The organism is Bartonella sp. CL71SXKL, assembly GCF_042194935.1.
Classification (GTDB): Bacteria; Pseudomonadota; Alphaproteobacteria; order Rhizobiales; family Rhizobiaceae; genus Bartonella.
Genome location: NZ_JBHINI010000023.1, coordinates 1 through 13,113 on the forward strand (window position 1 = coordinate 1; position 13,113 = coordinate 13,113).

The following is a 13,113-nucleotide window of genomic DNA, read 5'->3' on the forward strand; positions in this document are numbered from 1 at the left end:
TCTCCATAAAAAAAGCTCCGCAAAAAGCAGAGCTGGATTAAAAAATTGACATCTTTCTCATTCGGAAAGATAGCTTGGTTAAGCTTTATGTCGCTTTTTCATTGGAACAAAAGAATGTATTTGACATTGTAATAATTGTATCTTATAAGTTACAAATGTTTACAGTATACAAAACAGAGCATTTTATAAAATGGCTAGATTCTTTAAAAGATGAGATTGCGCAAGCGCATATTGTTAAACGGATAGCAAGAATAGAAACGGGATTTCTTGGAAATGTAAAATTTTTCCGTGGAATTGGAGAGTTAAAAATACATCATGGTCCTGGCTATAGAATCTATTTTGTAAAACAAGGTAAACAAATCATTTTGTTATTAAATGCGGGTGATAAATCTACACAACAAAAGGATATCAAAAAAGCTCTTCAATTAGTAAAGGAAATGAAACATGGAAATTACTAAATTTGACACAAGTGAATATTTCAAGACACCTGAGACACAAAGGATTCTTTTAGAAGATGCTCTTGAAAGCAAAGATAGTAAGTATCTTGCCCATGCTCTTGGTATAATAGCGAAAAACCAAGGAATGAGTAAAATCGCCCAAAATACAGGGCTATCAAGAGAGTCTCTTTATCGTTCTTTAAGTGATAAAGGTGATCCACGACTTTCTACTTTTCTTAGTGTTTTGAGTGCGTTAGATTTACAAATAAGTTTAACACCTGCAAAAAATAATTGTAAGGAAGAGACAGCTTTAGAAGAAGCATCTTGACCACCTCCCCATTTTTGAGAACGGGGAGGGGAGGCATATTTTTTACTTAAGCGGCTTTCACTACAGATCTTTCTAAGACTTGTTTTGCTTCTTTGATTATGGCTTTGTAATGCTTGCTTTCTTCTACCAACGTAAAGGCTTTGACAAGATGCATGTGGAGAGGTCCATAAATGTAAACAGCCTTTTTAGTTGGAGACATTTTATCCCAATCTTTTGGGAAAGCAAAACGTATATCATCATAATCAACAAATTGACTTTTTAGTTTCTTTTCACATTCAATAAAGTAACGACGAGCTTGACGTCCTTTCTCATTGCGCTCAACCATTGAGAGCTCTTTCGCCATATCTAAGGTGAGATGATATTCTTTACTTATAACATTTTTACGTTTCTCATTTTTGAGAAACGTAAAACCATAATCTTGATTTTCCAAAAATCCATATTCTTTAATACGGCGTACAATCCAATCTGCAAATTTAGAGTTGACTTCTAAAAACGTATGTAATTCACGTGCGTTAACCGTTTGAACAGTTTCTTGACCAATATTTTGTTCTTTAATTTCTATAAGAGTGTTCATAAGAATTCCTTACTATTTAGATGTTTCTTAATGACACTTTTAAAAAGTGCCGGGTGCTAAGAAACACGGTAGTAAGTCCGTCGTTATGCTTTTCCCAAAAGGGTATTGTATAGCGTAACTACACCCGACAAGATCATTATATGCGTGTAACATACAATGAGTCAAAGCCTTTAAACGTGCGGAGAAGAGATTGTTTCGTAACCAAATCCGCTTACTATTAAGGTGTTTCTTAGGCACCTGATTCGATTATTCATATTGTCGTCACATTGTCAAGCTGCTTTCGAGATTTTTTACGTTTTTACTAATTTGACTTATCTATCCTCTTCGTCCATATGGATGACGCCTTCGCCTTCGTCGCATGCGTTTGGTGGGGCGTTTGGATCAAGGGTATCATCCTTGTCTGGTGTTGTGTTTGCAACGTTTCCAGCTGTGTCTTCTTGGGCTTCATCAAAAAGTTCGCACTCTATTTTTGTTGTGTAACCACCCGTTTTATCAAGTTTGTGCTTAACACTTTTGATGCGCCATTCTGCTGGAATATAGGGGCGGAAAGGGGGCTCTTGAACAAGTTTTGCTTCTGCTTGCACAAACGGATCACCACCGATATCACATGAGAAAGAAGACTTACCGCGTGATGATTTATTGCGATAAGCAGCAATGGCTGCAACAGCCTCTGATTGGTTATGGTAGGTGTATTTGAGTTCATGAAACGGCGGATTACCAACTTTGACTTCTTTTTTTTCACCACTGCGGATATCATGATAGGTTGCGAGAACACCGCCTTTTTTCTCTTTGTCTTCTTCTTGCTTTTCCGATTCTTTTTCTGCTTTTTCTGATTCAGATGATGATGCTCTGTCACTGTTATCCATATGGATAAAGTTTTCATCATCATCAATCTCTTCTGGTTCTCGTGCATCAGCCGCGGCTTTTTGGTCGTCTCCCACATCTGTTTCTAAGCCATTGGCTGCACCTGCTTCATCACGCGCACTGTATTTAAAATCCCAAGAGGTGCAATGTTTTTCATGGATAACAACAATAGGGAGTGTTTCACCGGTGATGGCTTTGCCTTCACCCCGTTTGGCGAGCACAAGTTTGCCATCAACGGGCTTTGCTACCGCATCATATTCCCCTGCGAGGCGTGCAGCAAAAGCCATATCACTTTCCGATGTTTGATCAATATGACGCACAACGATTTTTGCAAGAGAAGGATCAACCTTTGGCGTATAGCCATTACGCTCTGCTATCTCTTGAACAATACTGCCAAGGGTTTGCTGGTGATAGGATTGGCTTTTGGGGGTTCTGTAAGACGTGTTCATTGATGCGGCGCGCCCTGTCACGCTTAAGCTTTGTGGTGGGCTGCTCACAGAGATTTCGTCTATCAGATAGGATCCCATATCGCGGTTTTTCCCGCCTTCATAGCCAAGTTTTATGGAAATAACTGTCCCGATAAGAGGAATATCAAGAAAGCCGTTATCACTGTCACGTGCGCGGTCATCAAGCTCTATAGTGATACGATCACTTTTGTTTTCTGCTTCATCGGTAATTTCAATCGACAAAACATAGTCCATCAGCATTCTTGTGATGTCCTCTCCATTTGCCAGAACCGTGCAAAAAGGTTTCATGATTGACTGCCCCAAATTCTGATTACCGGTGTGGCTTTCGGATAGGGGAGGGTTGGCAAAACGATTGTGATGCCTGCTTTTAAGATGGGTCCATAGTCTGCAAGACCAAAATTTGCTGCATAAACGCGTTCAACAGCAAGGGCTTGTTGACCTTTGGCATAATATCTCCAGCAAATGGCATCAACCATATCGCCTTCTTTTGTCACGTAAAGATCACTCATAGCTCTTCACCATATTCTCTCAACTTTATTGTAAATTCTTGTTTTTTGGGGGTGCCATTATGATGAAAAACGCTTTGTTTTTCCTCTACAGAAAGAATGACAAACTTACCTAAGATTTTGCCTTGACCGGTCACAAGAATGTGAGGTCCCATATGCGCTATTTGCCGTAAATATTCGAGCTGTCTGTGACCACCTTTGAAATCTGGATAAATCACGCCTGCTAAAGAAAATTCCGCATTTGCAACAGCAGGCAATTGAAGAGCAGCCTTTCTCCCCAATCGCCCTTGCTCCACCCATGGAACACCATAAGACATATCAAGTGTTTGGTAAGCTGCTGTTTCAATGGAAAAAATAAAACCACCCAAAGCTAACATCATGGTATTTAATCCGAAAGGCTAGAGGCTATGGCTAAACGTTGCTGTTTTGCATAGCGTTCAAGTGCTTGATTGACAGCGTCTCTGATTTCGTCCTTGAGACCATTTGGTACTGAAATATTTAGATTTGTAATGGTTACACGGGCGTCTACTTCAACGGGCTTATGAACCGTAATTGGCTTTGGAGCTTTAAAAGCACCTACTTTATTTGTTGCCTGCATTTGTCCTGTTTCAACGACACTTGTATTAAAACCACTCTTGCGTTTTTCAGGTGGGGTATTTGTAACCACTACTGTATCAACCATTTTTTTTGCACGTGCATTGGTTTCTTCGGTAAAGGTTTTAATGGTCTGCGTTGAAGTCTTGTCTATTGAAACATTAAACCCTAACTTTTCTTTCACCCAATTAGGCATCCAACTGGTTAATTTCTTCATCATATTGCCAAAACCGTTATACAGATCATCCCATTTGCTTTTGATGCCCTCCCAAAGCCCATTAATAAGATTGGAGCCTATTTCCATTAAATCGACACCAAACAGCCATTCAATGAGTTCATTGATTTTTTTCGAAATCCAAGTCAGTGGTGAAAAGTTTTTAAAGAACGTCAAGAGGTTATTGAAAACATTACTACATAAGCTGTAAAAAGAATCCCATAGCTTGCTTATAAAGCTTATGACTGTATCCCAATGTTTGTAGAGCAGATATCCGGCAGCAACAAGAGCTGCAATGCCACCAATAATCCAGCCAATAGGTGTGGTCATGATTGCGATACCAAGCGATATAAAAGCAGAACTAACGGCAGTTATTGCTGGAATGAGTGAAGCTATAAGAACTGCCCCAACCGCGGCTAAAGATGCTGCTACCCAACCATTGAGTTTGTCCCAATATTGATAGAGGACAAAGAGCGCTGCAATGCCACCCATTAACCAACCGATAGGTGTCGTCATAATTGTGATACCAAGGCTAACAAACGCTGTTCCTACGGCTGCTAATGCGGCAATGAGTGGACCAAAAATGAACGAACCAAGTGCCACAAGTCCTACCTTAAAGAGGGTTATTTCACCAATCAGAGGTTCTAGCCATTGGAACCAGCCTTTAATCCTCTCTGTGAGATCACTGATGCCTTTTCTTAAATCAGAGGTAGGATTAAGCAAATCATTAAGGACTTTTTTTAAGGTTTTTGCCCAGCTCGCAACGGTTGTTTGAATGAGGTCGCGGTTTTCATCAATCAACTTTGAAAAACCGTCAATCATATCATTAATCACGGGCATGAAACGCGCGCCAATAAAGCTCGCGATACCGCCTATTTTTTTCTTAAAAGCACCAAGCTTGTCACTTAAATCTGCTGCATAGCGTGCAACATCGGCACCTATCAGCCATTTTCCTTTTCGCGCCTTTGCAAACAGTTCTTTAATGGGTGCCATGCCTTGTGTAAGCATTGTCGCCATTTCTTTACCATCGCCCCCAAACAGCAGAGCGGCAATATGCTGTCTTTGTGCTTGGCTTTTCATCTTACTCATCTTGTCGGTAATTTCTTCTAACAAGACAGAAGTGGATTTGAGTTTTCCAGAAGTGTTTTTGACAGAAATGCCAAGTGCTTCAAAGCCCATCATGCCTCTTTTTTGTCCGGCATATGCTTGTGCTGAACGCCTATTTAAAACCGCTAAGGATTGTTGAAAAAGTTCGGCAGAAGTGCCTGAATTATCGGCTGCATCACCCCATAATTGAAGTGATGCAACACTCATATTTAAATGGTGTGATGCGTGATAAAGACTATCTCCCAGATGCATGGTTTTCATGGTGAGGGCGGCTACACTTGCCACAAGACCACCACCAGCAAGCCCCAAGACACCAGTAAAGACCGAAGCACGGCTTGCCGCCACTCCAAGAGCACTTTGAACGCCATGAAGGCTTTTTGTCATGTTTTTGACAGCAGCAGAAAAGCGCGGAATACCCAAACTATGTGAGAGTGTTTTTGACAATGTATCGAATTTTTTTTGAAGATGTTTGAGAGGTGCGGTGAGTTTGTCTTCAAGAGACAATTTCACCTTTGCATCAGCAACTTTTTCACTCATTTTGTCTTATACCTTTCTGCTGCTTGATTTCGCCAGAATATGAGTTCTTGCGGTTCCATTTCCATCATCTTTGAAAGGGACCAATGGAACACAATGGTAATATCGGCTATGAGTTTAGCGGCGGTTTCCCAGTCGAGGTATCCCGCCGCTTGATAAAAGACTCCAAAATCTCTCCAATGCTCGACAAGTCATTAATATCGAGTTCTCCAACCGCTTCATGTGCCCATCCAGAAAGGCGTGCAATCATAGCGATTGTTTGCTCTATGCCTTCTTTTTTGTCGATTGCTTGCACATCTTTTGTTTTGGGGCGCTGTAAGGTAATTGTGGTGTGCTCTTTTCCTTCAAAAGTAACAGGTATCAATAATTTATGTGTAATGCTTGTTTGGACTGTCATTTTATAATCCTATATTTTCTCTATGGTCTGCGAGTTGATTGACGCCATTGAATTTTCTCACCAAGTTGAGGACATCTATCTCAACGATTTCAACGTCCTTCTGGACATATTTGAAATACTGCAATGTGAAGGTAGTTGTGGATGTTGCTTTGCTGCCCGGTTGCCATTCTGCCATTTCAAAGCCTTTGCATAGTCCTCTCATGGTAATGACAACACCTTCTGCTGGTGTGCCTTGCGCTTGCATTGAACTTCGTAATGAGATATCGACATCTGTGCGCCCCAACAGTGCCATCAATTCTGGAGAGCAATCAGAAATGGTCATGCTAAGTGTGAGGGTTTCAAGACCAAGGTCAACTTCAATAGAGCTATCCATGCCTCCACCACGATAACTTTCAACAACCAAATTCAAATTCGGTAATGTTACGCTTTCACATTTTGCTTGATAGGGAATGCCGTCGACAAAAATGTTAAAATATTTCAAAACTCTTGGTAAAACAGGTATAGCCATTAAAAGATCTCCTCTAAGTAATCATTCACAATGCGTGAACGGAATGTGATGTGTTCTGCTGGTGTTGTTGGTGTGAATTCGACATTGAAATAGACTCTGCCGCCTTCAATGGCGCTTGCTGTATTCAACTCTGGATCAGGCGTACAGCGCTCACCAAGAATGGCGCCTTGTGCTTTCAAATCACGCAAATAGGCATTGACGCTTTCACTCACGTCACTCATGTAGGTTTTTTTGATATTGCGGTCGACAGCCCATAGATGCCCGCGCAAAATGGCATCATTGATCATATCTGCGGTTCTCACCACCGATAAGAAAGCAAATTTTGTATCACTTGAAAGGGTGCGATTACCCCAGAGGCGATAACCATTTTCGCGGATAATTGTTGTGATGTTTTGTTCATTAAGAAGGTTGGCGCGGCTTGATCTATCCCCAATGGAAAAATCAATGGGGCGCGCAGTTCCTACAATGCCATTGATCACTTTATTAGAAGGGGAATGCCAAAAACCTTGGGCAAAATCCGTTTTGGCAATGACACCTGCAACTGCTGCACTTGCTGGCTGTTCTACAATTTTTCCATCACGATTCACCTTTACAAAAGGGTCAATGATAATGGCGCGTTTTGAATCAAAATCCTTTGCTGCGGCAAGGGCTGCTTCATCTGTGCTATTTGGTGCATCAAGCACCACAATCGCACGCAGACGCTCTGCAATGCCAATCAGTTCTGCTGCAACGGGGTTGGCAGTTGCACCAGTTCCATTCTCTTCAATATTCACACTGGAAGGGCGTTGATGTGTAAAGCCTGGAGCGATGAGAATGCGTGGTGTTTGTCCTACAATGGATTGTGCTCCAATGAAAGCATGAACACCTTCATAAGCACCATTTGCGTTTACACCACCCAGAATATTGGTGAGTGTTGCATTTTCGTTGTCACCCTCGTTCACGCGTACGACAACGACAATTGCTCCTACTTGTTTAAAAATAAGATCAAGGGCATTGGGTAAGGTACCTTGACGCTTACCCGTTTTATCGAGTTTTGCAGCTTGTGAAAGAGAGCCTGCTACCAAAACCGGTGTGTTGAGAGGGAATGCTTGTTCATCGGCATCGGGTGCTGTGCCAACAATCCCGATAACGGCAGACTGAACCGCGCGAAGGGGGCGGGTGCCGTCGTCAACTTCAACGACTTCAACACCGTGTAAAAAAACCTGTTGCCATACTTTATGCTCCTTTAAATGAGGGGTGAATGAAAATGAATGGGAAAAATGAGGGGTAAAGAGCCGCTCTGACGAGCGACTTGACAAAAACTTTAAAATCGTTAGATTCATACAAAGGTGCTTCAAAAACATCTTAAAACAACAAGCGGATTGGTTACCGAAATAATCAGTCTTCTGTGCATTAAAGACTTTGACTCATTATATGCTACGCGCATATAATAGTGGGGTCGGGTGTGGTTATGCCATAAAATACCCTTTCGAGGGGAAAGCATAACGACGGGCTTGTTGCCGTGTTTTTGAGCACCCGGCATTCTTCATTGAGTGTCAATCAAAAACATTAGTCAACAAGGAGTTCATCATGAACAATTTAGTAACAATCGACAATGCTGGTATTGCTGTCACAACCTCTTTAAAAATTGCAGAGGGTGTAGGCAATACGCATAAAACAGTTATACAGCTTGTACGTCAAAACATTGAAGACTTTGAAGAATTTGGAAGGGTCGCATTTGAAATGCTACCCTTTGGAACCAAAGGTGGAAGACAAAAAAGAGAAGTTGCTATCCTCAATGAACCACAAGCAACTTTACTCATGACCTATATGCGTAACAATGATACGGTGCGTGCATTCAAAAAAGCCCTCGTCAAAGCTTTCTATGATTTAAAAAACCAATTAATTGATAATGACCGTGATACACGCTTTGATTTTCCAAGCAACTGGGATGAAATGGGACCTACTGAAAAAGCTGTTTATATTTATGGACCGCTTCACATGCATCTTGTTAAAGCTTTTACATTAGCAGAAGAGAGCAAACATTATAAAACGCTTGTTGAAGAAGCCAAGCGAGTTTTAGTAAGCCCTGTTGCAAAAGTAGCTTAAGTTAAAAACATGATTTTATCTCCTCGTCTTTGAGGCGGGGAGGTGGTTAATGGCTCTGTTCCATTTGTATATCCACTTTATTAGCTGTTAATGTTGGAATAGAAGAGACATCAATGTCCCTCAAGGCATGCCATGTATCATAATTGGCTTGAAGCTGTAGCCAAAGGGCTGGTCCATTTCCTAACAATTTACCAATGCGAGCTGCTGTTACGGCCGTGACTGGACGTTCTCCTTTAAGGATACCGTGCAAGTGCTGGCGTGATATTTGAAGAATCCTAGCAATTTCGGTTTTGCTTGCATTTAAATGTTCTAAGGATTCAGCTAAAATTTCTCCTGGATGAGAAGGACAACGATTAGGATTACGTGTGGTCATGGATAGTTTCCTTTACAAATCTTAAAACCTTCAGTGGTATTGCTCTAGATCAACATGGTAAACGTGTCTGTCTTTAAATTCAAAAGTGATACACCAAGGACCATTGATATGAATTGTGTAGCGAGTTGGAGTAAAGCCTTTAAGCATATGAAAATTATAACCTGGTACATTGATATCACTAACTTGAGAAGCAGCGTCAAGGGCATCAAGACGGCGAATAATACGCTGTTGAAGCCTGCTATCAATCTTACTTTTTCCTGTTTCCCAGAGAGATTTGAGGTCTTTATTTTTAAATGTTTTGATCATAGCAAACTCAACAACTTTATTTTAAGTAAGATGTAATGTATTAAGTGACAATTGTCAACAAAAATGTTACAATTTAATATGATTGATGCCAACACTGTAGAACTAAAGGAATTTAAGAAATGAATATCAAACCAATTCGTACAGAGAGAGAGTATCAAGAAGCTTTAGAGATTGTGTCTGCGATGTTTGACAATCAACCTAAAGAGAATACTCCAGAATTTGATCAAATGGAGGTTCTTGTGTTGTTGATTGAAGCGTATGAAGCAGAACACTATCCTGTTTCTCCTCCTCACCCGATTGAAGCTATTAAATTTAGAATGGAACAAATGAACTTAAGTGCTAAAGATCTTGTTCCTGCGATTGGTCATTTAAATCGCGTTTACGAGATATTGAGTGGTAAAAGAAAATTAACACTGCGCATGATTAAAAACTTGCACCAACAGTTCAATATTCCACTAGAAAGCCTAATAGCCTAGACTTGATTATCTTTCTCTTGTGGTTCTTTTATGGGCTCTACGGGTATGTCTGTTTCTGTCATTTCAGTAGATGAGAGCTGTTTTGTGTTTTCATCAACAATAGGAGGAGAGAACACTCCATCCTTATAAGTCCAGCCGATCTGCGCTTCACTTGAGGGGATAGCTTCACCATCAAAGGCATGGACATAGTCTTCTGAGGCTACAATAATATTTGTTACCACACCATTTTCAACAACTGCATATTTCATAAAAAACTCCTAGATAAAAAATCTCAACAAGATTGCTCCGTCACCACCATTGCCGCCATCTCCACCAGATTTTCCTGGAAAGTAGCCACCGCCACCGCCGCTGGTAAAACCATTTCCATCACCACCATTGCCGCCTTTCCCACTGTAACCCCCTTTTGCGATACCATCACTGCAACCACCACCAGCCCCCCCATAAATAGAGCTTCCACCATGTCCAATGTTTGTTTTGTAGACAATAAAGGGGCCGTCGTTACTTCTATAGTATGCGTAGCCACCACCACTCCCGCCACCGAAAGTAGAACTGCTACCATTAACATTACTGTTACTAGAGTAGTAGCTGCCACCGCTACCGCCGCGACCACTGCTGTTGGCACTTCCTTCACTGCCACTAGTTCCGTATCCATAATATCCACCACCTCCGCCACCGCCTGCGGTAAGAAGTCCCTGAATTATTGTTTGACCACCTATGCCTCCCCTCTCGTTATTACCGCCTTTCCCACCACGTCCAATTTGAGCATTTTTTGAGTTTCCCAGCTGGTATCCTTTGATTTTAATACGTACGCAACCGCCGCCACCTCCACCACCGCCTTTTATATTACTGCCGCCTCCACCGCCACCCCACGCCCATATTTCAATATCGGTGTAGCTAGTAACACTATCAGGAAATGGAATGGTACCACTTTCTGTCATGAGGATTTCAAGGGGATTAAGCGCGGTAACTTCTTTCAGTTTTGCAATCTCATTGCGTATTTTTTGAAGAACAGTGGTAGCCTCATCTTTTGTGTAAAGTGCCTTACCATCAACAGTTGCTGGACCTTTAAGCATGCTTCCACTTGCACTTAGACTTGTCACAACTTTATTATTGTGGGTGAGATTAAACGACGAATTACCCAAAAGTTCTAAGCCACCACTCATCATGACTTTGCTGGTAAATTTATTGTAACCTTGCCATTCATTTGGGCTTTTTAAGCGACCATAGCTTGTGAGATCTTCGTTGATTTTGGCTCTAAAATCATCAAGCCCCACGATATCTTCGGTTTTATGTTGGTGTGCACCTAACAGTGAGACAGCACTACCAAAGGTGAAGTTATTGTTGCTTGATTTATAGAGGACATAATTGTTGGCTGCGTCCTTAGCACCCTCGATATCGCTTAAATCAGCAAAAGTGAAGGTTTTATCCGCTGCCATCTTGCCATTGAGAGCGCTTTCTAGATCTGCAACATCACTTATTGTATGCGTGTGTTTTGAAGGTGCTTTTTCGTTTATCTTTTCCTCAACAACCAAAAGAGCTTGATCAATTTTGGTCAAGTTTTCCCGCAAGATTGGGAATTCAGAACTGATAAAACGACCTTCTTTAGGCAATTCCATGTCGAGTTTTTTGGTTTTTGTCATCTCTCATTTTCCCATTATAATATGCCAGCGCCAAAATCACTCACCATGGACCGCGCAGCAGGTCCACCGGTAAGCGTGAGTTTCAAGCGCGCTTGTTTGGCGCCTTTATCACTGCTGGTAAATTTTCGTTCTGTCCAAAGCGGTTCAGCGAGTTGTTCTGTTTCCTCTAATTTCAAAGGGGTGAAAGCACCATCATCCAGTTGCATCTCCAGTGAAAAGGTTGCACCACCTGGTAAAAAGGTTTTGATATAGCTGGTCAATCTTGCTTTTTCACCAAAGGCAAAAGCACGCGTGACATAAGTGGCCGTTTTATGAATCTTCCCCGCAATCAATTGAACAGGAGCAAACAAGACGGGTGAGAGCTTTTCGGTGCCTTTGAGAATAGCGCGGAGCTTTACTTTTTCACTGATATATTCGGTAAGACTGAGTAATTGAAAGGGAAGGAGTTGATAAACCGTGCCGTTGTTTCTTTCAATTTCAAAGATGACAGAACAATCGCTTGAAGGCAATTCAATGGCTGCGCGTATTTGCAAATCAGAGCAGTCAACAAGGTCAAAAGTGCCAAGATCAATGGTTTTTTCTGTTTGTGTATAGCGTGCCGACAGCACTCGAAAGGCTAAGGCTTCATCTTGATGAGCGGTCCAGCTCCTAGCATTGACAGAAGAAAAGCGTGGACCGGTCACGTAAGGGTGGCTCGAGACGTATCTCTGGTGTTCTGCATCAAAATCCCCAAGCTTTGCTAGTGAAACGGCATGATCAGCATCATCGGTTTTAATGACAAAGGCGGTGAGACGGTCATTGGGGACTAACAAAGGGACATCATAGCGTGCCTCTGCCCACCCTCCCTTTGCGCCCTTCATAGAATAAAAGCTTTGTGCTTGAATATCGGCGGTCGGATAACCGTTTTCTGTAGTGACCAAATCAATCACCAAATCATGGTTCTCATTACCGATTTTGCAAAGATGAAAGTCAATACCGGTGATTTGCCGTGTTTCATCGGGGGTAAAGACTTGCGCTTGTGGGTCAAATTGCATCCATATTTTCACAGTGGTGGTGCGCCGCATCACTTTCACATCAATCACACCTTGCCCTGTAAAAAGCCCCGTTGCAATGGTTCCACCTTTCCCCCGTGCCACAACATTTTTTGTGCCAGCGGTGATGTTTTGTGGAATTTTAAAAGTTCCTTCAAGGGTGCCCTTGCTATCGGCAACAAGGCGGCTCGCTGACAAAACATTCACACCATCAAAGATGAGGCTTTCTAATTGTTCTAACTTGCCAAAGCCTTCAATTTTAAAGTGAAGGGTAATTTGTCTTAAAAAGTCGGTTTGTTCTTGATGTGCATTGACCAAGTCATCACGCACTTCTGTGTTACGGATAGTTCTGCCGCGATGTTTTCCCATAATGATTTGATTGGTGATACCCGAGAGCCAATCGGTGCGTTGTTCATGCCAGAAGTCTGTCGCGGGTTCAAGGGTTACTGTACCAGGCAGGGGTGCAAAATTTTGATAAGGATTGATTTTTTCGCAAGCCGTTGTCAACTCTTGCGCAATGATCACTTCATTTGTCCAGTCAAGGGTGACAGGCGCTGTAAGATTAGCGGTGTAAAAGGTTGGATCAATGGCGAGCTGTAAAATGCCGTTGCCTACAGCACCTGTTTGTTGAAAGCCTTCATCTCTGTAACTATCATCAAGAAAAGGGTC

General features: G+C 41.9%; 18 protein-coding genes. 4 read left to right on the top strand and 14 right to left on the bottom strand.

Annotated features, from left to right (window positions below):
- Positions 1-155: 155 nt before the first annotated feature.
- Both ACFILA_RS08355 and ACFILA_RS08360 read left to right on the top strand, forming a co-directional pair.
- Positions 156-458 (top strand): type II toxin-antitoxin system RelE/ParE family toxin, encoded by a 303-nt coding sequence (locus tag ACFILA_RS08355; RefSeq protein WP_273721221.1) that lies wholly within the window; start codon positions 156-158, stop codon positions 456-458.
- Positions 445-765 (top strand): addiction module antidote protein, encoded by a 321-nt coding sequence (locus ACFILA_RS08360; RefSeq protein WP_375660994.1) that lies wholly within the window; start codon positions 445-447, stop codon positions 763-765. Before ACFILA_RS08355 ends, ACFILA_RS08360 begins: the two co-directional genes overlap by 14 nt.
- A 46-nt stretch (positions 766-811) precedes the next feature.
- Here the strand turns inward: ACFILA_RS08360 and ACFILA_RS08365 are convergent, their stop codons facing one another.
- The 9 genes from ACFILA_RS08365 to ACFILA_RS08405 all read right to left on the bottom strand — a co-directional run bounded on the left by ACFILA_RS08365 (position 812) and on the right by ACFILA_RS08405 (position 7,852).
- On the bottom strand, positions 812-1,339 hold the full coding sequence (locus ACFILA_RS08365) for an antA/AntB antirepressor family protein (RefSeq protein ID WP_273783424.1): 528 nt from the start codon (positions 1,337-1,339) through the stop codon (positions 812-814).
- Positions 1,340-1,650: 311 nt separating this feature from the next.
- Positions 1,651-2,958: a phage late control D family protein gene (locus ACFILA_RS08370; RefSeq protein ID WP_375660995.1), complete on the bottom strand. Its 1,308-nt coding sequence runs from the start codon at positions 2,956-2,958 to the stop codon at positions 1,651-1,653.
- Positions 2,955-3,179: a tail protein X gene (locus ACFILA_RS08375; protein WP_039760481.1), complete on the bottom strand. Its 225-nt coding sequence runs from the start codon at positions 3,177-3,179 to the stop codon at positions 2,955-2,957. The genes ACFILA_RS08370 and ACFILA_RS08375 overlap by 4 nt, the downstream gene beginning before the upstream one ends.
- Positions 3,176-3,556 (bottom strand): phage tail protein, encoded by a 381-nt coding sequence (locus ACFILA_RS08380; RefSeq protein ID WP_375637877.1) that lies wholly within the window; start codon positions 3,554-3,556, stop codon positions 3,176-3,178. The genes ACFILA_RS08375 and ACFILA_RS08380 overlap by 4 nt, the downstream gene beginning before the upstream one ends.
- Before the next feature lie 5 nt (positions 3,557-3,561).
- Positions 3,562-5,628 (bottom strand): phage tail tape measure protein, encoded by a 2,067-nt coding sequence (locus ACFILA_RS08385; RefSeq protein WP_375660996.1) that lies wholly within the window; start codon positions 5,626-5,628, stop codon positions 3,562-3,564.
- On the bottom strand, positions 5,625-5,696 hold the full coding sequence (locus tag ACFILA_RS08390; protein WP_081486138.1) for a GpE family phage tail protein: 72 nt from the start codon (positions 5,694-5,696) through the stop codon (positions 5,625-5,627). Before ACFILA_RS08390 ends, ACFILA_RS08385 begins: the two co-directional genes overlap by 4 nt.
- A 38-nt stretch (positions 5,697-5,734) precedes the next feature.
- Complete coding sequence (locus ACFILA_RS08395; RefSeq protein WP_375631916.1) at positions 5,735-6,022, bottom strand: phage tail assembly protein; 288 nt, start codon at positions 6,020-6,022, stop codon at positions 5,735-5,737.
- A gap of 1 nt (position 6,023) precedes the next feature.
- Complete coding sequence (locus tag ACFILA_RS08400) at positions 6,024-6,530, bottom strand: phage major tail tube protein (RefSeq protein ID WP_375659760.1); 507 nt, start codon at positions 6,528-6,530, stop codon at positions 6,024-6,026.
- Positions 6,530-7,852 (bottom strand): phage tail sheath subtilisin-like domain-containing protein, encoded by a 1,323-nt coding sequence (locus ACFILA_RS08405; protein ID WP_375660997.1) that lies wholly within the window; start codon positions 7,850-7,852, stop codon positions 6,530-6,532. Before ACFILA_RS08405 ends, ACFILA_RS08400 begins: the two co-directional genes overlap by 1 nt.
- A 247-nt stretch (positions 7,853-8,099) precedes the next feature.
- Between ACFILA_RS08405 and ACFILA_RS08410 the strand changes: the two genes are divergently transcribed.
- Positions 8,100-8,618, top strand: a complete 519-nt coding sequence (locus ACFILA_RS08410; RefSeq protein WP_375660998.1) for a Rha family transcriptional regulator — start codon at positions 8,100-8,102, stop codon at positions 8,616-8,618.
- A 46-nt stretch (positions 8,619-8,664) separates the two neighbouring features.
- On the opposite strand, the gene ACFILA_RS08415 is transcribed toward ACFILA_RS08410, so the two are convergent.
- Together ACFILA_RS08415 and ACFILA_RS08420 are read right to left on the bottom strand one after the other, a co-directional pair.
- Positions 8,665-8,991: a HigA family addiction module antitoxin gene (locus tag ACFILA_RS08415; RefSeq protein ID WP_273791640.1), complete on the bottom strand. Its 327-nt coding sequence runs from the start codon at positions 8,989-8,991 to the stop codon at positions 8,665-8,667.
- 30 nt (positions 8,992-9,021) lie between these two features.
- Positions 9,022-9,297: a type II toxin-antitoxin system RelE/ParE family toxin gene (locus ACFILA_RS08420; RefSeq protein ID WP_375637206.1), complete on the bottom strand. Its 276-nt coding sequence runs from the start codon at positions 9,295-9,297 to the stop codon at positions 9,022-9,024.
- Positions 9,298-9,416: 119 nt separating this feature from the next.
- On the opposite strand from ACFILA_RS08420, the gene ACFILA_RS08425 reads away from it, so the two are divergent.
- Complete coding sequence (locus tag ACFILA_RS08425) at positions 9,417-9,773, top strand: type II toxin-antitoxin system HigA family antitoxin (protein ID WP_375624310.1); 357 nt, start codon at positions 9,417-9,419, stop codon at positions 9,771-9,773.
- Here the strand turns inward: ACFILA_RS08425 and ACFILA_RS08430 are convergent.
- The 3 genes from ACFILA_RS08430 to ACFILA_RS08440 form a co-directional block, all read right to left on the bottom strand.
- Entirely contained in the window at positions 9,770-10,021 is a 252-nt protein-coding gene (locus ACFILA_RS08430) for a hypothetical protein (protein WP_375657902.1), read from the bottom strand. The genes ACFILA_RS08425 and ACFILA_RS08430 overlap by 4 nt on opposite strands.
- A gap of 9 nt (positions 10,022-10,030) precedes the next feature.
- On the bottom strand, positions 10,031-11,413 hold the full coding sequence (locus tag ACFILA_RS08435) for a Bgr_08870 family protein (RefSeq protein WP_375660999.1): 1,383 nt from the start codon (positions 11,411-11,413) through the stop codon (positions 10,031-10,033).
- 14 nt (positions 11,414-11,427) lie between these two features.
- Positions 11,428-13,113, bottom strand: a 1,686-nt coding sequence (locus ACFILA_RS08440; RefSeq protein ID WP_375661000.1) for a DUF4815 domain-containing protein, incomplete at its 5' end; no start/stop codon positions are given.